17 protein-coding genes are annotated in these 20,235 nt (G+C 51.7%); 8 read left to right on the forward strand and 9 right to left on the reverse strand.

What is annotated here, in order from left to right; genetic code table 11:
- Nucleotides 1-17 precede the first annotated feature (17 nt).
- Nucleotides 18-380: a heavy-metal-associated domain-containing protein gene (locus LQ777_RS09155; protein WP_232562824.1), complete on the forward strand. Its 363-nt coding sequence runs from the start codon at nt 18-20 to the stop codon at nt 378-380.
- 196 nt (nt 381-576) lie between these two features.
- On the opposite strand, the gene LQ777_RS09160 is transcribed toward LQ777_RS09155, so the two are convergent.
- The 6 genes from LQ777_RS09160 to LQ777_RS09185 form a co-directional block, all read right to left on the reverse strand.
- The gene (locus tag LQ777_RS09160) at nt 577-1,809 is read right to left on the reverse strand and encodes an MFS transporter (RefSeq protein ID WP_232562213.1); all 1,233 of its coding nucleotides are present in this window, start codon (nt 1,807-1,809) and stop codon (nt 577-579) included.
- Nucleotides 1,810-1,871: 62 nt separating this feature from the next.
- Entirely contained in the window at nt 1,872-3,176 is a 1,305-nt protein-coding gene (locus LQ777_RS09165; RefSeq protein ID WP_232562214.1) for a Gfo/Idh/MocA family protein, read from the reverse strand.
- 49 nt (nt 3,177-3,225) lie between these two features.
- Nucleotides 3,226-3,996 (reverse strand): 3-ketoacyl-ACP reductase, encoded by a 771-nt coding sequence (locus tag LQ777_RS09170; protein ID WP_232562215.1) that lies wholly within the window; start codon nt 3,994-3,996, stop codon nt 3,226-3,228.
- A gap of 74 nt (nt 3,997-4,070) precedes the next feature.
- Nucleotides 4,071-5,219, reverse strand: a complete 1,149-nt coding sequence (locus LQ777_RS09175) for a Gfo/Idh/MocA family protein (protein ID WP_232562216.1) — start codon at nt 5,217-5,219, stop codon at nt 4,071-4,073.
- Between the two features lie 195 nt (nt 5,220-5,414).
- A complete protein-coding gene (locus LQ777_RS09180; protein ID WP_232562217.1) occupies nt 5,415-6,278 on the reverse strand; it encodes a sugar phosphate isomerase/epimerase family protein in 864 nt (287 codons plus the stop codon).
- Nucleotides 6,275-7,654, reverse strand: coding sequence for a glycosyl hydrolase (locus LQ777_RS09185; RefSeq protein ID WP_232562218.1), 1,380 nt, complete (start codon nt 7,652-7,654; stop codon nt 6,275-6,277). The genes LQ777_RS09180 and LQ777_RS09185 overlap by 4 nt, the downstream gene beginning before the upstream one ends.
- Nucleotides 7,655-8,029: 375 nt before the next feature.
- Between LQ777_RS09185 and kynU the strand changes: the two genes are divergently transcribed.
- On the forward strand, nt 8,030-9,304 hold the full coding sequence (gene kynU / locus LQ777_RS09190; protein WP_232562219.1) for a kynureninase: 1,275 nt from the start codon (nt 8,030-8,032) through the stop codon (nt 9,302-9,304).
- Here the strand turns inward: kynU and queG are convergent.
- Nucleotides 9,294-10,232: a tRNA epoxyqueuosine(34) reductase QueG gene (gene queG / locus LQ777_RS09195; protein WP_232562220.1), complete on the reverse strand. Its 939-nt coding sequence runs from the start codon at nt 10,230-10,232 to the stop codon at nt 9,294-9,296. The genes kynU and queG overlap by 11 nt on opposite strands.
- Nucleotides 10,233-10,412: 180 nt before the next feature.
- Between queG and LQ777_RS09200 the strand changes: the two genes are divergently transcribed.
- The 3 genes from LQ777_RS09200 (at nt 10,413) to LQ777_RS09210 (ending at nt 13,139) form a co-directional block, all read left to right on the forward strand.
- On the forward strand, nt 10,413-11,024 hold the full coding sequence (locus tag LQ777_RS09200) for a nucleotide exchange factor GrpE (protein ID WP_232562221.1): 612 nt from the start codon (nt 10,413-10,415) through the stop codon (nt 11,022-11,024).
- An 83-nt stretch (nt 11,025-11,107) separates the two neighbouring features.
- Nucleotides 11,108-12,271 carry a molecular chaperone DnaJ gene (dnaJ, locus tag LQ777_RS09205; protein WP_232562222.1) on the forward strand — a complete coding sequence of 388 codons (1,164 nt, stop codon included), beginning with the start codon at nt 11,108-11,110 and terminating at the stop codon, nt 12,269-12,271.
- A 280-nt stretch (nt 12,272-12,551) separates the two neighbouring features.
- A complete protein-coding gene (locus LQ777_RS09210; protein WP_232562223.1) occupies nt 12,552-13,139 on the forward strand; it encodes a c-type cytochrome in 588 nt (195 codons plus the stop codon).
- Nucleotides 13,140-13,332: 193 nt separating this feature from the next.
- Here the strand turns inward: LQ777_RS09210 and LQ777_RS09215 are convergent, their stop codons facing one another.
- Nucleotides 13,333-13,845: a molybdopterin-binding protein gene (locus LQ777_RS09215; RefSeq protein WP_232562224.1), complete on the reverse strand. Its 513-nt coding sequence runs from the start codon at nt 13,843-13,845 to the stop codon at nt 13,333-13,335.
- A 294-nt stretch (nt 13,846-14,139) separates the two neighbouring features.
- Nucleotides 14,140-15,966: a glycoside hydrolase family 35 protein gene (locus tag LQ777_RS09220; protein WP_232562225.1), complete on the reverse strand. Its 1,827-nt coding sequence runs from the start codon at nt 15,964-15,966 to the stop codon at nt 14,140-14,142.
- Nucleotides 15,967-16,610: 644 nt separating this feature from the next.
- Between LQ777_RS09220 and LQ777_RS09225 the strand changes: the two genes are divergently transcribed.
- From LQ777_RS09225 to LQ777_RS09235, 3 genes are all read left to right on the forward strand, one after another.
- Nucleotides 16,611-18,791, forward strand: a complete 2,181-nt coding sequence (locus LQ777_RS09225; protein WP_232562226.1) for a prolyl oligopeptidase family serine peptidase — start codon at nt 16,611-16,613, stop codon at nt 18,789-18,791.
- A 50-nt stretch (nt 18,792-18,841) separates the two neighbouring features.
- Nucleotides 18,842-19,516, forward strand: coding sequence for a hypothetical protein (locus tag LQ777_RS09230; RefSeq protein ID WP_232562227.1), 675 nt, complete (start codon nt 18,842-18,844; stop codon nt 19,514-19,516).
- A 178-nt stretch (nt 19,517-19,694) separates the two neighbouring features.
- On the forward strand, nt 19,695-20,234 hold the full coding sequence (locus tag LQ777_RS09235; RefSeq protein ID WP_232562228.1) for a hypothetical protein: 540 nt from the start codon (nt 19,695-19,697) through the stop codon (nt 20,232-20,234).
- The last annotated feature ends 1 nt before the right edge of the window (nt 20,235 follow it).

Raw genomic sequence — 20,235 nt, forward strand, 5'->3', positions numbered from 1 at the left:
ACCAGTTAGCTATGACTATGTTACGTAACCTATTTCTGACCGCCCTGACCTCACTGATGCTCGTAGGTAATCTGTTCGCCGGGGCACCTACCCGCGACGACAAAGAGAAAGAAGTAAAGATCAAAACGTCGGCCATATGCGGTATGTGCAAATCGCGCATTGAGCGTAATCTTGGCTTTGAAAAAGGCGTTAAAGAAGCCGATCTCGACGTCAAAACAAAAATCGTGACGATCAAATACAACCCGGCTAAGACGGACGTTGCCAAACTGAAAGCAAACATCAGCAAAACGGGTTACGACGCAGAAGAAGTAGCGGCTGATCAGGCTAGTTATAACAAGCTGCCGGGCTGCTGCAAAAAAGGCAGTGACATGGAGCAATAAGACAGTAGTTCAGTGTAAACAATGGATTATATTCATTGATAGTCAAACAGTTATCAATGGATTTTGCATTAATTTTGTCATCCCGACGCCAGGACCGGGCCGCCGGGATGACAAAAAAATACCCATTATTTACGTTAGTTCAATAAAAAAAGCGCGTCGTTGCATCAACGGCGCGCTTTTTTGTTAGTTGAATCTGTCAAACTTCTTCTACGTAATCCAGATCTTTGGTGAACGTTTCGTCGAGGAAAGAGAGGGCGATCAGTGCGCAGACCAGTGTAAAAAGCCCTACTGCCAGTGCGCTGTAAATCGTGCCCAAAGACGGTTTCAACTGAATAAATAGTGCGCTGAGCGGAATCGTAGCACCCCGAACAAAATTCGGAACGGTCGTCGCTACGGTGGCCCGTAAGTTGGTGCCGAACAATTCTGCCGCAATCGTAACAAAAAGCGTCCAGTAGCCATTGGTGAAGCCCAAAAAGACGCAAACGGCGTAAAAAAGTGTGGTGTCGCGTAAGGGAGCCAGCAGGTAAACAAGCATAAAAACGAGCGACAGCAGGATAAACAGACGGATCACTTTTTTACGGCTTTGCATGTACTGGCTAAGAAATCCGCTGACCAGATCGCCCAGAACCTGCCCCGAAAAACTAAGCATAACGGCTTTGCCCGCCACGACGGGTTCGCTCAGGTTTAACGCTTTCCCAAATTCCGGCGAGAACGTAATCAGGATGCCAACGACGAACCAGATCGGTAGCCCGACCAGAATGCATTGGAAATACTTGGCTAACCTGCGCCCGGACGAAAACAGCATGACAACGTTCCCCCGCGGTAACACCCGTTGTTTCGCTTTGACGAAAAGCCCTGATTCCAACACGTTTACCCGCAGCATCAATAAGAGTAACCCCATACCACCCCCGCTAAAGTAGGAGATCCGCCAGTCGAACAGATCGGCGACAAAATACGCGAGAATAGCACCAAGCACGCCCATCGTAGCCACCAGCGTGGTACCGTACCCGCGAATTTCTTTGGGCAAAATTTCGGTGACGAGTGTAATGCCTGCTCCCAGTTCACCCGCCAGACCGATGCCCGCCACAAATCGGAGTAGCGCATACTGATCCAGCGAGGTGACAAAGCCGTTGGCAATATTAGCCAGCGAATACAGCAGGATTGAACCGAAAAGAACCGACAGCCGACCCCGTTTATCACCCAGGATTCCCCAGAAGACACCCCCGAGGAGCAGACCCGCCATTTGGGCGTTCAACAGCAAAATTCCGTCGCTGAGTAACCGGTCTCCGTCAATGCCGAGTGCCTTGAGGCTGGGAACCCGTACAACGCTGAACAGAAACAGATCGTACATGTCAACCAGATAGCCTAATGCCGCTACCAGCACCGGGAGTTGCAGGAGGTGACCCATCACGGTGCGTTGCGTAGTCATTGGTTCAGAAGTAGTTAATGGTTTCATGGGCGGTTATGCGTAAGACCAGGAAAACGGAATCGCTATACTTTTTCGGGAACGACAAACGGAGCGCGGTACTTGCGGGTCAGCATCTGGTTGGCTTCTTTGTCACCCACAAATACTTCGTTTTTTGGATCAAAATGGAGCGTACGGCCCAGGCGGTACGCGATATTGCCCAGATGCGCAATGCCCGACGATAGGTGAGCCGTTTCGACGGGGCCGTTCTGTTTCGACTTGTCCCGCGTCCGCACGGCTTCGATGAAATTGGCGTAATGATCACCCCCTTCGTTGCGGGCGGGACCGGGCGTACGTTCTTTGCCCAGGAATGTTTTGTAATCCGAATAACCGTTGATGACCATGTAGCCTTTGTCGCCGTAGAAAATGTTACCGATTTCAACGCCATCCTCTTTGTTGGTCATCCAGGGGCGAACCTCAAACTGAATGACTTTACCTTCTTTGGGATATTTGTAAATGGACGTGAGCGTTTCGGGCGTTTCCTTGCAGTCTTTCCAAAGAAACTTACCACCCGACGAGGTGATTTCTTCGGGTAAACCAACGTCCAGCCCCCACATGCACAGGTCGGTTTCGTGAATGCCCTGATTGCCAATATCGCCGTTACCGTACTCCCAGAACCAGTGCCAGTTGTAGTGAACGTAGTTTTTGCTGAAATCGCGGGTTTGGGCGGGTCCCTGCCAAAGATTCCAGTTTAGTTCGCCCGGTACCGCCGACGTGCCTTTGTCACCAATGTCGGGACGCCATTTATACACCAATCCCCGCGCCATATACACCTTCCCGATCAGACCGTCGCGCAGGTGTTTGATGGCTTCCTGAATGGCTACCGAACTCCGCAGCTGAACCCCATGCTGAACGATCCGATTGTAGCGGGTAGCGGCTTCGACCAGTTTACGACCTTCGTACAAATTGTGCGCGCCCGGTTTCTCAACGTACACGTCTTTCCCCGCCTGACACGCCCAGATAGCTGCCAGCGCGTGCCAGTGGTTTGGGGTAGCAATGGTTACGGCGTCGATGTTTTTGTCATCGTAGACCTGCCGCAAGTCGCTTAGGGTCTGGACTTTCTTGTTGTACTTCTTTTCGAACTCAGCCGCGCCGTTGCGCAGCACGTCACTATCGACGTCGCAGAGGGTGGCTACTTCCACATCTTTCTGCTTTTGCAAGCCCTGAATGTGATCTTTTCCGCGACCGTTGATGCCGATAACCGCCACGCGGATGCGGTCATTGGCCCCGAAAGCACTGGCCGGAATAAAAGTAGGTATCCCAACCGCTGCCAGCGAACCGATAGCCCCTGCTTTGAGGATATCGCGTCGGGAAACTTGGTTTGAGTTCATGCGTTGAATTGGTTTAGGAATTAGGTTTAAAGGCAATTGGAGGAGGGTGTTACAGTCGCGGCAGGGTGAGTCCACCATCGACCATAATAACCTGGCCCGTCGAATACGGAAAATCGCCCCTGGCCAGCGAGGCAACGGCTCGACCTACATCGTCGGCAAAGCCCCATCGCTTTTGAACACAAAGCCCATTTTCGATCAAGGCGTCGTACTTGGCGGTCACCCCGGCGGTCATATCCGTTTTGATAACGCCGGGCCGCACTTCGTAGACCGGAATGTTGTATTCACCCAATCGGACCGCAAACAACTGGGTCGCCATGCTCAGGCCCGCTTTTGCCACGCAGTACTCACCCCGGTTGACCGAAGCGACCGTCGCCGAAATAGACGATACGTTGATGATACACGCCCAAAAGTCGGACTGCTCGGCACGTTGGGTAATCATCCAGTTGGCGGCTGCCTGCGTGAGAAAGTAAGCTCCCTGTAAGTTCGTCGTGAGTACATGCTGAAAACTTTCTTCCGTGGCGTCGAGAATATCCCGACGTTCTTTGGGCGCTACACCGGCGTTGTTGACCAATACATTCAACTGACCAAAATGCCCGTTGACGGCATCCAGCATGGTACGCCGGGCTTCGGGTGATGCCACGTCGCCCGGACAATACAACACGTCGCGGCCTCGCTCGCGTAAGGCGTTTAGCGCATCCTGAACGGCGGCTTCGGGCCGTACGCCGTTGATGGCCAGATCAAAACCGGCATTGGCCAGGTGTTCGGCAATGCCGTAACCGATTCCCCGGCTTCCGCCCGTTATAAAAGCTACTTTTTTCATCGTCCAGATTGTTCGCAGATGGGCGCTACTAGTGGCGCGGATAAACGCAGAAAATGAAGTGAATTCGCAGAAATTTACCCAAGTTCGGGAACGTCTACCCAGCACCGTTTTGCCCAGCTTTCCAGCCCTTTTTCGGCCAGCTGAACGCCTTTCGCTCCCTCGCGTAAGGTCCACGGGAAAGGCTCATCATTGACGACGTGCTTTAAAAAAAGCTCCCACTGCGCCTTAAAGGCATTGTCGAACAACTCCTGCTCCGGCATCTTCGACCAGCCATCAAAAAAAGGAATAGTTTGGGGAATGTCGGGGTTCCAGACCGGCTTCGGGGTGTTGCCGTAATGCTGCGTGTAGCATTCCCGCAGTCCGGCCACCGCCGAACCTTTCGTTCCATCGACTTGCAGCGTAAGCAAATCGTCGCGCCGAACGCGGACTGTCCAGGAGGAATTGAAGTGCGCAACGACGCCGTTTTCGAGTTGGAAGGTAGCGTAAGCGGCATCGTCGGCGGTGCAGGCATACGGTTTCCCTTGCTCGTCGATGCGTTCGGGAATGTGCGTAGCGCCTAAGCACGAAACAGATTGTACCTTCCCGAACAAATTGTCCAGCACGTAGCGCCAGTGACACAACATATCCACGATGATGCCGCCATCGTCTTCTTTGCGGTAGTTCCAGGAGGGGCGCTGGGCCGGAATGGTATGGCCTTCGAACACCCAATAGCCGAACTCACCGCGTACCGACAAAATTTTACCGAAGAAACCGTTCTCGATCAGCCGTTTGAGTTTCAACAGGCCAGGCAGCCACAACTTGTCCTGAACGACGCCATTTTTTAGTCCGGCTTCCTGACAAAGCGTGTACAGTTCGAGCGCTACGTCGGTGCTGACAGCAGTGGGTTTTTCGCAATAAATATGTTTGCCCGCCTGTACGGCTTTGCGAACGCCTTCGGCTCGTCGTCCGGTGGTTTGCGCGTCGAAGTAAATAACATTGTGCGGGTCGGCAAGGGCTTCGTCAACATCGGTTGTCATGCGCTGTACGCCCGAAAGCTGACACAGCTTTTCCAGCTTGTTTCGGTCGCGGCCCACCAGAATGGGGTCGGGGATGATCGTTTCGCCGGGACCGAGTTTGACCCCGCCCTGTTTTATAATTTCGACGATTGATCGCATCAGGTGCTGATTGGTACCCATCCGTCCCGTCACGCCGTTCATGATAATGCCAATACGGTGTTCTTTCATTGGTTCGTCTCGCAGATTTTTGTGAATGGTTTCGCTGATGCACGCAGACGTTCAGACGGCATCTACTCGTTTAGATTGTTTACAATTCGGACTAAGGAAACTTTATTCTCAAGCCGGTACGGGTTGAAATTGATCAGGAGCCCTAGCCGTTTGTTCGCCAGTTTTAAGTCGATAGCTGTTTGTAATGAATATTCGCTACGAATGATGCAGATACCCATGCTTGATCTTTTCCAGAAAAAGGGCCTGATCTTCGGACCAGTAGCGATTGGAGAAGATCTCGACTTCGGAAAAGCCCGTAAAACCCGTGGCTTCAACCCAGCCGCGAATCTGACGGATATTGATGCAACCCTCACCCATAAGACCCCGGTCGTTCAGAAAATCGGTGGTAGGCGTTTTCCAATCGCAGATGTGAAAAGCAAACAGATTTTTGTTTTTGCCGCACCGGGTAATTTCTCTTTCAAGTGTCGGGTCCCACCACAGATGATAGACATCGACTGCGACGCCAACCCAGGGTGAATGCAATGCTTCGGCCATGTCGTTCGCTTGGTGTAAGGTGTTGATGGCGGAGCGGCTATCGGCGTACATCGGATGCAACGGTTCAATCGCCAGCTTTACGCCAGCGGCTTCGGCATAGGGTAAAACGGCAGTAATTCCGTCCTGAATCTGCTTTCTGGATTCGCTCAGCGACTGTCCCGGATCGGCCCCGCAAACCAGCACAATCAATGGCGCGCCCAGGGCAAAGGCTTCGTCAACGGCTCGTTTGTTATCGTCAATCGCCACTTGCCGGCCAGCGGCTTCGGTATGCGGAAAGAAACCACCCCGGCACAGCGAAACGATGCTGAGGTTTTGGTCGCGCAACAGTTGGCCCGTCTGCTTGATATCGCGACCCGCCAGTGCATCGCGCCAGACGGTAATGCCGCCAATACCCGACGCCGAAAAACGACGGGCGGCTTCCTCAATGGGCCACGGCTTCGTCGTGATCGTATGAACGCAAAGTTTCGACAGGTCACGCTCCGACGGTTCGCGGTTCGACGTTTCGGATGAATTACTCAAGTTCATGACAGACCGTTGAAGAACGTGTAGTAATGTTCGTTGCGAATGATCCGTTGCAGATAGAGGGCAACTTCGCGGGTATGGTAGTCGCCCCACATGCTCGATTCGCCATACGCAATGTTGCTACCGGGGGGTACGTAATCCCAACCGTTGGGCTGGTGGTAAATGGAGTGAAGAAGCAGCCCCTGGTGCGTTGGATCGGTGCTTATATACGGTTCCGCCAGTAACGTATCGACGACGGTCAATCCGGCCTGCCAGTACCGCTTTCCTGCTTCCGTTTCGCCGGCTCCCATCAGGTAGCGGCCCAGCCGCAGCAAGCCTTGCGCACCGATCGCTGCCGCCGAACTGTCAACCGGCTCCACGTCGTTGTACGGGTCTGCCGGGCGGTTGAGGTAATCGCCGAGTCTGTGCAGATTAGGCGCGCCGGTGTCCCAGTACGGAATGCCGTCGGTGGGGGTATTGTCGATGAAAAAATCGCAGGTTGCCGTGGCTGCCTTGCGCATAAATGCCTCGACGTTTGTTCGGCCACCGAACGGTTCAAACTCGGCTTCATCGCGTGTCGCCAGCCATTCGAGTTGCTCGGCAAATCCGCACATAGCCCACGCCAGACCCCGCGTCCAGGTCGTAAAGCCCGAATAACCCTGCTGCGAGTTAGGACAGCGGAAGTTACCATCCTTTACGTTGAAAACACTTTCGTGCGCCGTACGACCCCACCGGTCATACGAGTCGCGACCTTCGCCGTAGAACACCGAGTAGTCGGCGGTGGCTTTGATGTGCTGGAGCGCGCGTTCCAGCAGGTTGATTTTGATGTCGCCTTCGGCCTGAAAAACGTGGCCCAACGCATGGCTCAGTATCACCGCCCGACACGAACGAATGGTATCGACAAAAAGCGAGTGGGGGCCGTTGAACGAACTGATAAAACCACCGTTTTTAATGGTTGTCCAGCGGCTGGCCTGTACGGCTCCCGATATTTTCAGCGCTAACACGTAAAAATTCTCTTCCCAGTCATGTTGAGGTATACGCCTTTCGCGCATCAGTCTGAGGAGGTTGCCGTACGTGCTGACGTTGTTGAAACCGTGGTCGTGGACGCCGATGTGACTGATATGCGGGGCCATCACGGTAAGCGTTTTCTGGCGACCCATTTCCAGAAATTCGGTTTCCGTCGTAGCGTCGAATTGCAAAATGGCCGAACCGAACTGAAAGCCCTGCGTCCATTCCGTCCAGCCCCGCGTGGTGTACTGGCCTTGTACGGTAAAAACCGGCGATCCTTTTGATACGTCGTAGTGCTGGTCGATCAGGCGGATTTTCTGGCCAGACAGTTCCCAGAATTGGTCAAGTTTTGTGGAGAGATCGGAGGTTTGTAACGAATTGTTAATGTGCATGTTGTCGAAAGGGTCGGGATGTAGCGGGGCGAGGAATGCCTGCTATTCTTTCCAAAGCCTTTACGCTACGACTACTACTTGGTCATGTATAAATTATATTTTGTGCAGGATTTGTATAATGGTGAATTGATTCTGACGCAGATAATCAGAAAGTTGTTAATCGATTACTAGAAGTCGTAGTGGTTGGGCACGGGTAAACAAAATGACGTTTAAATCGTAGTTTGTAAAGCAGTTGTTGATAAGTAGATCAACCAAAATCCATTAGACTATTTTTTGTCATGCTGACCGGCCTGCCACTCCGGCGGGCCGGTCAGCATGACAAAAACGCCATTGTACAATACGCTAACATATTCCTGCTTTAGTACTTAGCTTCCAATGACCTACGAAAACGACCGTTCTTTTGCGCAGCAGCTCGATCAAAACGACCCGATCCGTCCCTTCCGTGACCGCTTTCATATCCCGCACCGCGACGAAAAACCGCTAATCTATCTGTGTGGTAATTCACTCGGCTTGCAGCCTAAAACGGCACGAGAAGCGCTAAATCAGGAATTGTCTACGTGGCAGAATTTAGGTGTCGAAGGATGGTTTGAGCAACCGGAGGGCGCTGAACATACCTGGCTCGGCTACCACAACACCTGTAAAGAATCGCTGGCGCAGATTGTCGGGGCCGACCGGTCAGAAGTGTGTCCGATGAATGCCTTGACCGTAAATTTACACCTGTTGCTGGCGTCGTTCTATCAGCCGGGAAAAATAGCCGGAAAATACAAAATCCTGACGATTGCAGGTGATTTTCCATCGGATCAGTACGCGCTCGAAACGCACATCAAGCAACGCGGTCTGGACCCCGCCGATGTACTGATCGAAGTAAGTCCTCGACCCGATGATGGATTGATTCACACGACGGATATTCAGAAGGCTATTGCCCAGCACGCCGATTCGTTGGCGCTGATCTGGATGAGTGGCCTAAACTACTACACCGGACAGGTTTACAATATGGATGCGATCACACGAATGGCGCAGCAGCACTGCGTTCCTGTCGGGTTCGATCTGGCCCACGCCATCGGCAATGTCCCGCTTCGTCTGCACGAATGGGGCGTTGATTTTGCGACCTGGTGTTCGTACAAATACCTCAACGGTGGTCCCGGAGCGGTGTCGGGCGTGTTTGTCCACCAAAAGCATCACGATCAGAATTTACCCCGACTGGCTGGCTGGTGGGGTTATCGCGAGGACCGTCGCTTTGAGATGACGCCGGGTTTTCTGCCCGCTCCGGGTGCCGATGGTTGGCAGGTGAGCACCCCGAATATTCTGGCCCTGGCTTTGCACCGCGCTTCGCTGGCCATAACGGCAGAAGCCGGTATAATTCCACTCCGGCAAAAAAGTCAGTTACTGACGGGTTATCTTGAGCACGTACTAGCTCCCTTCGATGAGATTCAGATTTTAACGCCCGATGATCCAAACCAGCGGGGGTGTCAGTTGTCGCTATTGGTGCGGAAAAAAGGAAAAGAGTTGTTTACCTATCTGACCGAGCAAGGCATCATCGGCGACTGGCGCGAACCCGACTGCATTCGGCTGGCCCCTACACCGCTGTACAACACATTCGATGATGTGTGGCAGGTCGGCGAGGCACTGCGTCGTTATTTCACGAAGTAGGCTTGCTAAAGGCGACGTTCCGTTTCAGCCCTTCTAACTTGGTTCGCTTGACAGCCGATCGGCGGAAGATTTCGCGGAAAACATCTTCCGTGATTTCTTCCCACTCGGAGTTGGTAAACGTCGCGAGGTCTGGATGCGCATCGAAAGCTGGCGTTTTGTGCGGTTTCGCAAAACGGTTCCAGGGGCATACATCCTGACAGATGTCACAGCCAAAAATCCAGTTATTGAATTTTCCCTGAACCTCCTGGGGAATCGATTCTTTCAGTTCTATCGTAAAATACGAGATGCATTTGCTGCCATCAACCACGTACGGACCGACGATGGCGTCGGTGGGGCAGGCGTCGATGCAGCGGGTGCAGGTGCCGCAATAATCGGTGATAGGGCCGTCGGGTTCGAGTTGGAGGTCAAGAATCAGTTCGCCGATAAAAAAGAATGAACCGATCTCTCGGTTGATCAGATTCGTGTGTTTCCCGACCCAGCCGAGGCCCGCGCGTTTCGCCCACGCTTTGTCCATAACCGGTGCAGAATCGACAAAAGCGCGCCCGCCTACCTCACCAATTTCCTCCTGAATGTAGTCCAGTAGCGATTTTAGCTTATCTTTGATAACGAAATGATAATCTGTTCCATAGGCGTATTTGGATAGCTTATAATCGGCGTCGCCTTCCGGTAATTTTTGATCGGGGTAGTAATTCAACAAAACCGTGATGACCGATTTTGCATCATCGACTAGCAGACGCGGATCAAGCCGTTTGTCAAAATGATTCGCCATGTAATTCATCTGACCATGCATGCCGTTTTTAAGCCAGGTTTCCAGCCGCGGGGCTTCCTCTTCCAGAAAATCGGCGTTGGCGACACCACAAAAATCAAAGCCCAATTCTTTGGCTTTCGCTTTGATCAGTGTTGTGTACTGGCTTGTTGATGAATGCATGATAAACGTAAAGATGACTGCTCTTTGGAAACAGATTTGGCGAAAAATAAATCCGACGAAGCAACGAAACTACGCTAACCATTTTTAGAAATTGTGTCAACTTGGCAGTAGGTAAGGTTTTGGTAAAGCTTTTGCCCATCTTTGTATATGAATTTCTGGAAGAGAAATAAAAGCTCATCAATGGAAAATAAAGACACTTTGGACGAACAATCGTCTGCTAATACGCAACAACCTGACAATCTGACAACCGCAACGGCGGACCACGAAGAAGCTGTACCTGTGAATGGGGGAGAACCCGACGGGAATGAAACCTCAGAAAATGTTGTGGCTGAAACCGAAACGTCGAATCAAGCCCGGGTTGGCAGTGAATTAGCCGAACTTAAAGATAAATACCTCCGTTTGTACGCTGACTTTGAGAACTTTCGTCGGCGCACCTCGAAGGAAAAATTAGACCTGATCAGTAACGCCAACGAAGGTGTACTGAAAGCGTTGATTCCCGTTGTTGATGATTTTGAACGGGCGTTGCAGTCAGTAGAAACAACCGAGGATATCGCAGCCGTGAAAGAAGGCGTGTCGTTGATTTACAACAAGTTGTTCAAGACGCTGGAAAGCAAAGGCCTGAAACCAATGATTTCGAAAGGCGAACCGTTCAACGCTGATCTGCACGAGTCGATTACCCAGTTTCCCGCTCCCAGCGACGATCTGAAGGGTAAAGTCATCGACGAAATCGAAAAAGGATACTATTTGAATGACAAGGTCATTCGATTTGCGAAAGTGATTGTAGGAAGCTAAAAAATGCATGATGTGGGACCGATGGTCTATGACAGGCAGACGCTTATCATAGACCATCGGTCCCATATTATACATCATTATACATGGCAACGAAGCGCGACTATTACGAAATACTGGGCGTTGATAAAAACGTCTCGGCGGAGGAATTGAAGAAGGCTTATCGGAAGATGGCCATCAAATACCACCCCGACAAAAATCCGGATGACCCTTCTGCTGAAGAGAAATTCAAAGAAGCGGCTGAGGCTTATGACGTTCTGAACGACCCGCAGAAAAAAGCCCGTTATGATCAGTTCGGTCATGCCGGAATGAGCGGTGCTGCCGGTGGCTACGGGGCGGGTGGCCCGACGATGGAAGATATTTTCAGTCAGTTTGGCGATGTCTTTGGCGACGACAATCCGTTCGGCAGCTTCTTCCGGGGTGCTGGTGGCGGTGGTGGTCAGCGGCAACGCGTTCGGCGCGGTTCCGACCTGCGCATCAAGCTGAAGCTGAACTTACAGGAGGTTGCCAACGGTGTTGAGAAAAAGATCAAAGTAAAACGGCACGTTAGCTGTACGACCTGCGGAGGTAACGGCTCCAAGAACGGTACGGCTGTTCAGACCTGTACAACCTGTAACGGAACGGGCCAGACGCGCAAAGTTGTCAATACGATGCTCGGACAGATGGTTTCGACCAGCACGTGTCCAACCTGTAACGGCGAAGGTAAACTCGTAACCGACCGTTGCGACGTTTGCTTCGGTGAAGGACGGGTATTGCACGAAGACGTTATTCCGCTTAAAATTCCAGCTGGTGTTGCCGAAGGAATTCAACTGTCGGTTGGCGGTAAGGGCAATGTTCCACCACGCGGTGGCGTAGCGGGCGATCTGCTGATCGTTATCGAAGAAGAGGAAGATCCGGATCTCAAGCGGGATGGCAGCAACGTGGTGTTCGATTTGTATGTCAACTTCGTTGATGCTGCCATTGGAACAAACGTTGAGGTACCGACCATTGACGGGAAGGCACGGATCACGCTCGACCCCGGTACGCAGAGCGGTAAAATCTTACGGCTCAAAGGAAAAGGCATTAAGGAGTTGAATGGCTACGGACGTGGTGATCAACTCGTTCATGTCAACGTCTGGACGCCCAAGGTGCTGTCGGCAGAAGAGCGTTCGTTGCTCGAAAAACTCCGTAATTCACCGAATTTCCAGCCAAGACCCAACAAGAACGAGAAGGGATTCTTCGACAAAATGAAGGATTTTTTTCACGGTTGATTTTTGATAACTAAGAGTGACTTTTTGATTCAACAAAAAGCCCCGTTCTGGGACTTTTTTGTTGAATCAAAAACCGGATTGCCGTTCAACGGAGCGTGTTAGGTATTGATTTTTAGGCGTATAGGCTTTAGGTTATTTCGTGCATCACCCAGTCGATGGTACCGAACGATGACGTTTTCGCTACCTTTAGATAAGTTCAGATGACGTTATTTTTCCAACGATAAATAATCAAATGATAATCGTTTAATTGGTGCGATTTTCCTAAATCTATACCACTACCATGCAAACACCTGTACTATCTACGCTTGCCCTTCTGGCGGCAACCACCCTGCTCATTACCGGATTTTCTACTAAATCAGTAGACCCATCTGTATCCGTTACTAAACGCATGCCCCCTGACCAGACGTTGATCAAACGAGGAGAATATCTGGTCAGCATAATGGGGTGCAACGACTGTCATTCACCCAAAACGATGGGACCGCAGGGGCCTGAGCCCGTAGCCGGCAAGCTGTTATCGGGCTACCCGGCTGGCCGTTCTCTTCCGAGCCGGAACGCCGATGTTCTGAAAGACTGGGTGTTGTTCAACAGTGATAACACCGCTGCCGTGGGACCCTGGGGCGTTTCGTTTGCCGCTAATCTGACGTCCGATGAGACGGGGATCGGCAGCTGGACCGAAGAGCAGTTCAAACGGGCATTGACCCAAGGAAAATCGAAGGGCATAGCCAATAACCGGATGCTCTTACCTCCGATGCCCTGGACGAATTATCGCACCCTAAAAGACGCGGATCTAAAAGCTATTTTTGCTTATCTCAAATCGACCAAGCCGGTAGCTAACGTCGTTCCCGATCCAATTGCACCTGCCCATTAAGTTGAACATCTAAGTATGTCAACCATCGTTTCAACGGAGATAGGTGTATAGCTTAGAAGCGTTGGTTGAAACACGCATTCGATTACTTGAATGAAGAACGTAGGGCTTGGGCGCGGGCATGTCAATGACGGGCCAGGCCGTTGTGCTGGCGACTGGAATAGCCGCTACGAATCCGAGCTATTTTGTCGTCATGTTATTTGACAAACCGTACGTCGATGGACTTGACTTCCCGAATCCAGCGGGCCGGTTTTTTCTCGTCGGGGACCACAACCCGGTACGGACCGACGCCCTGCGGTAGCGGAACACCGTCTACCTGATCGGCCAGTACAATCGTTCGCGTGGCAAAGTCGGGGTCGAGTTCGGGCAGGGCGAACAAGACTTCATAACCGTCTGCTGCTTTCACGACGGCTACTTTCATCAAATTCTTACCCCGTAGTTCATCGCCTAGCGTGACTCCGGCCTGTTTTAGCAAGGCAGATAGCGGTATGCCCGAATAGCGGTGTTCTTTGCTATCCCGATCTTTGGCGATCAAGTCGATATGGGGCATCGCTTTCAGGTCGGCTGCCTGTAAGGTAAGAGGGTTTGTCACTTCACCGGAAATTTTCAGCGCGGTTTGTGCCCGGCTGCTAAGCGCCAGGATGAGCACAAATGATAGACTAGCCAGAACCCGACCGATTGGTTTGATAGCTTGAAGAATGTTAGTCATGGATTTATAAATTGGTTAAGACGATAGTCACGAAGAAGTTACGACCCGGCTCCGGGAAGCCTTCGGCCAGCGCATCGTTTCGGTCAAACCGGTTGTTAACGCCCCTTCCAGGTTCACGTAGGGTTGTACCAAGGTCGTTATTTTCTAACAAATATAACGGTCTGCGCGAATTACCGCTTAGTCGTTAGGCCGATCAACGGGTGAGAACAAAAAAAGCTGCGAAATCCGTATCGATTCGATAACGGATTCCGCAGCATAAGTCTCAGAAAGTAACCTTGTACGATTGCTCTGTGATTACTCCAATGTCTTAACGCCGTTGATGGGTGAAGGTGACAACTGGTGCAGGTCAAACACGACGATTTCGTTCTGTCCTTTTTTCAGCCAGGTCGCCGGGCAGTATAGTCGCTTCTGGGGACCAATTTCCCAATAACGGCCTAGGTTATGGCCGTTTACGTACACAACGCCTTTCTTATAAGAACTCATGTCGAAGTAGGTGTCGGCTACCGAGCTAAGGGAGAATGTACCTTTGAAGAAATGGCCCGGTCGGTCGGCATCCTGCTGCGTCGGTTTAAGCTGATCGATGTAGCGGCTATCAAAAGGCAGGTTGTACACCTCCCAGTTCATCAGCGTCATGCTGTTGAGTGACACCCGGTCGGTGATACCCTTGCGGTCGATCATGTACTGCGCGAAGTTGATGCGTCCCATACCTTCTACCAGAATATCGAGCACCGGTTCCTTGTTGGACGTTTTGGGAAGTTCAATGCTCCATTTGCCGCCATCGCGGTATACATGACCGATGTACTTACCATCAAGATAAACCATTGCGTAATCGTGGGGTTCGGTCAGAGTGAGCGTGCCACTTTGGTAACCAGCGATTTTGGTGCGGTACAGGATAAACCCTTCGTTCTGGTCGAACATTTCCATCGGCTTAGGCTGGGCTACCCGCACCGGTTTAGGCAGATTTTGCCAGATTGTAGTAAACGCGTCGAGCTTGATTTCCGGGATGTCCATCGTTGGAATAGGAGCCGGAACATCGGGTAATGCGCCAACGTGCTGACCGATCAGCCGACGCAGGGCGTGGTATTTGGGGGTGGCTTGTCCCTGTTCGTTTATAGGTGCATCGTAGTCGTAGCTCGTCAGATCGGGTTGGTATTCCGTTGGTTTGAAGCCGTTGGCACCCGCCGTAAAGCCAAAGTTGGTGCCGCCATGAATCACGTACAGATTGAACGATTTCTTCGTGTCCATGAGAAAGCGAATCTCGCTCAGAAAACCCGCTGTATCAGGACGCGCCCATTTTTCGCCCCAGTGCGTTAGCCAGCCGGGGTACGACTCGCTGCTGAAAATAGGGACGCCGGGGTTGGTACGGGTTGCCAGATCGAAATTACTCTGGTTCGCACCGGGATCTAACCCAACGGCTACACCGGGTAACGAACCGGCCGCCAGGTTGGCAACGGCGGGTCCATCGGCGGTATAAAACGGTACGTTGATCCCGTTATCCTGCCACAGCTGATGAATTCGCTGCATGTAGGCGCGGTCGTTGGCGTAGCTGCCGTACTCGTTTTCTACCTGTACCATCAGGATTGGGCCGCCTTTACTGATCTGCAACGGTTTGACAAGCCCAGCCAGTTTCTTAATATATCGCTCGGCAGCCGCCATGTACGTTGGATCGAGGCACCGGACTTTTACGTCGGCGGTTTTGAGCAGGTAGGGGGGCAGGCCACCAAAATCCCATTCGGCGCAAACGTACGGACCGGGGCGTAGCAGAACCCATAATCCTTCCTCCTGAACGAGCCGGATAAATTCGACAATGTCACGGTTGTCTGTTTTAAAATCGAACACGCCGGGTTTTGACTCGTGGTAGTTCCAGAACACATAGGCTGCGATGGTATTACAGCCCATCGCTTTAGCCATTCGGATGCGCTGCTGCCAGTACGCACGCGGAATCCGAGCCGGATGCATTTCACCGCTAATTAACTGGAAAGGCTTGCCGTCTAACAGAAAATCCGTTTGACCTAAGGCGAAGGTGTGCTGACTACGTTGGGCGAGAAGGGAGCCACTGAACAGGCAACCACCCAGCATAAGACCGGTAACGATTGTAAAAAAAGAACGCGGTAAACTCATTGGCATGTTAGCGGGATGAAATAAAAGTCGAGTCAAATCCTGTTACGCAGAGTTGGCTCGCTCGCAAAAGTACGGCTTACGGGTTAGCAATACGGTCTTTTCATCTTCGAACTAGCTTGTCTAGTCCTGACTTAGATTGGTGAGTGGTGTCGGTTTCTTAAAACCGACACAAATTGTTGACGCGAAGTGTCGGTTTTAAGAAACCGACACCACTCACCAGGCTGAGAACTGGATTGGGACAAATCTAACATCTCGGACAATACTAGTTAGCGATACGGTCTTTTTGGGTTTAGAAGTCAGTCAACCCTTGCTAACTCCGCAGTGTTTTCGGAGTGAACCGATTTAGGCGATGGTTCGATAGCCGTTGCCTAAAACAGGTCTGGTTACCGGGGGCGTATTCAGTAACTTTCCCCGGTTCGGTACCGTACTCAATAGACGTCGCGGATGGCGGATGGCTGATGAGTGTGTAACGTCTGTCCTGGTAATGAGGGGTTCTGTGGATTACCGTTTGTTCACCCACTGTTACCAACTGATGACTTATCCGCGACTCAGAAACGAGTACGAACCAATCCATCCTTTTCTATTCACACCTGCATACTGAGCGGGTACAATTCATCGGTTCCCAGTTCATAAAATCCCTCCTCATGAAACGGCACATCTACCTTTTCCTGCTGACAGCGTTAGTTACGTCTACGGCAGTGGCCCAGCAGAGTTTACCTACCGCCAGTTTACCCGCTACACCCAAGCGTCCCGTAACCGATGTTTATTTCGGCAAGACGGTGGTCGATAATTACCGATGGCTTGAAGATATAAATAGCCCGGACGTGAAGGACTGGTTCAAGGCGCAGGGCGCTTACACCAACGCGGTACTCGACAAGATTCCGGGGCGGGATAAGCTGATCGAAACTTTCGTGGAATACGACAAACTCGTGTCAGTACGCTACGGTGAAATCAAGAAACGCGGCAATCTTTATTTCTACCGCAAGACGCTACCGGCTGAAAAAGTGGGTAAAATCTACGTTCGGCAGGGGAAAACGGGGACCGAAAAGCTGCTCTTCGATCCGACGGCGGTTGATAAAACCAAAACGTACTCGGTGACGAATTTCGCACCCAGTTCAGACGGTAAGCAGGTTGTCATTGGCCTACAGGAAGGCGGGGCTGAGCTGTCAACGGTTCGAACGATGGACGTAGCGACCCAAACGTTCCGGCCCGAAAGTATCACGGCGGTACAAGGGGGCGAGGTCAATTGGCTGGCCGACAATAGCGGGTTTTTCTATACACCCCAGAACTCAAACGACCCGAAAGATCCGAAAGGTAACCTCGATACAAAAGCCCGTATGCATCGGCTCGGAACCGATCCTAAAACGGACCCGGACCTATTTTCGCGCGCCAAGAACCCCGACATGGGTATCCGTCCCGACCAGTATCCGATCACGTTGATGTCCGGTGATAACACGCAGCTCTACGGGGAACTGGCTTCTGTGGACCGACGGGTCGATGCGTGGGTTGCCGACCCGGCTGACTTGGCGAAACCGGCCATTGCCTGGAAACGGCTGGCGGCCCCGTCTGATAGTGTCCGAAGTTACGTCAAAATAGGGGATCAATTGTTTCTGCACAGCATCAAAGGGGCACCGAACGGAAAAGTCCTGGTAACGGATGCGCGCAATCCCCAACCATCGTCGGCAACGGTACTGCTTCCCGAAGGCAAACAAAATATTAGCCGGGTGGTGCCGTCCAAGGATTTTCTCTTTGTGATCCTAAGCGATGGAATCAACGAAACCGTTCGGCAGTACGATGCGCGCAACAAGCAGTGGGCCGATGTTCCGGTCAAGATGACAGGCACCGTGTATGTCGAACCGTACGATGCGCCCCGCAGCAACGAAATTATCGTTTACGTAACGTCCTGGAACAATCCGGGTATGATGTATGACTATAATCCGGCTAATCAGCAACTGATCGTCAGTCCGTTTCACGTACCCATGAATTATCCGGGCGTGGCTGATCTAATCGTTGAGGAGCTAGAAATACCGAGTCACGATGGGACTAGGGTACCGCTTTCACTGGTGTACAAAAAAGGCCTCAAACGCGATGGAAACACCATTTGCTTTATGACGGGTTACGGTGCATATGGGTCTTCGGCTACACCGTACTTCAGCCGACGGAATCTGGCCTTGCTGAACCGGGGTGTTATTCTGGCCGAGACGCACCCGCGAGGAGGCTCTGAAAAAGGGCAGGCGTGGTATCAGGCCGGTTTCAAAACGACCAAGCCAAATACCTGGAAAGATTTCATCGCCAGTGGTGAATACTTGATTAAAAACGGCTATACCAGTGCCTCTAAGCTTATTGGCGAAGGAACCAGCGCGGGCGGAATTCTCATTGGTCGGGCCATTACCGAACGGCCTGATCTGTTTGCGGCTGCCATCAGCAATGTTAGCTGTTCCAACGCCTTACGAATGGAAAACTCGCCGAACGGTCCCGTTAATGCGCCGGAGTTTGGCACCGTCAAAGACTCGGTCGAGTGCATGGCCCTTTATGAAATGGATGCGTTTCAGCACGTGAAAGACGGCACCAAATACCCGGCGGTACTGTGCATAGGCGGTATGAACGACCCTCGCGTGATTGCCTGGCAACCGGGCAAACTGGCTGCTGCCCTGCAAACGGCCAGTACGTCGGGAAAGCCCGTGCTGATGCAGGTTAATTACGACAATGGTCATTTTACGGAAGACAAGGCCGTCACCTTTCGCAACTTTGCCAATATGTACGCCTTTGCGCTCTGGCAGGCGGGCCACCCTGATTTCCAGCCTAGGGCCGTGGTGAAGAAATAAACTCAGGTCAACTAATCCATTGTCCACACCGTATCAACTAGACCCGGATCATGATAAACGGCTCGTTGTTTCATTTCGAAAAAATAATCATTCTGCTTTCTCTGCTGACCGGAGCGACGGTTACAAAGTCGTTGCCCGAAAAGGTATTAGTTGCGCCGGTTCCCTGTACCATGAGCAACGGGAAGCCCCGACCGTACCCTTGCGAATTTGCCATACAAACCGTCTGGTTTATGGGTAAAAATGGAAACGTGGTTGGAAAAATTACGCCCGGAAATACAAGCGTTAAACTCCCTAAAAGCAAAGCCGACAGCAGCTTTACGTCTACTGCTGGCGAAAGTTTTATCTACACCGTTGCGGTGGATTTCCGACGCATCAATGTACCCGCTTTTCCTAAAAAAGAAGTGACGATTCCTGGTCTGGGTTTTTATACCATTAGCACCTCGACGGTCGATTCGCCCATTTCGCCGGGTGAGTTGACCGTCGTTCGTCGGCTGGATGTGGGTCCGAGCCTACCGAAATCGGGCCTCCGACCCGTTCGGGCTTCGTTCAAGCTGCAACTGAATTATGCCATGTCGGGTGGGCAGCCGACTCTGATTGCGCCGGTGCGGTACATTCAGATTGCGAACCCCATCACATTCACTAAATTTCCGTCGTCTATCAATCTGTATCGCGACCGGGCCGAAGCCTGGATTACCTGTAGCGCGTCCGTAGATTTCTCCAAATAAATAGCTTAACGTGAATAATGGGTATTTTTTGTCATCACTCGTACCTCGGGATGACAAAAAAGCGACATCAAAATGATTGGTGATTGATTGTCAATGAGTAAAATTCATTATTGACGTTAGTTTATGGATTGATCTGCTTTCTCCCGATCCCAATTGCAATAGTTATCAAAACGTGTCTATGCATACAATCAAGTGGTATTTTACCGTGGCGGCCCTGTTGCTCGTTGCTCCCTCGTTTGGACAGCGGCTGGACGTCGGAATCCGGCTTCAGAAAAGCATTAACCTGTACACCGAGAACGGCTTAACGGTGCAATACAGTCACCCGAAACTGGTGTCGCAGCGTTTGTCTATCGGTGTCAGCTACGTCACCTCCCGGTTGGGTACGGCCCTTAACTCCAACGCGATCAAACAGGATAACTTTCTTGTTTCAGCGTCGTATTATTTCCAGCCGGGCTGGCTTATTCAGCCGTTTGTCCGGGCGAATGTCGGGTATTTTAAAGCCAATTATGGCAGTGATCTATTTAACGATCTACCAGCTTCGTCGCTGCTGGCTTCCCCCGAACTTGGCCTCTGCTATTGCCCCAACTTCCCGCTCCGCATCAACGGATCTGTTGGGTACAATGCCATCACCGGCAACGGCCTGACTGGTCCCGGAACGCTCTATCCGGTCTTTGTGCAGACCAGTATTACCTGGAACGTCTTCAAAAAAACAAAATAGA

Source organism: Spirosoma oryzicola (assembly GCF_021233055.1).
Classification (GTDB): domain Bacteria; phylum Bacteroidota; class Bacteroidia; order Cytophagales; family Spirosomataceae; genus Spirosoma; species Spirosoma oryzicola.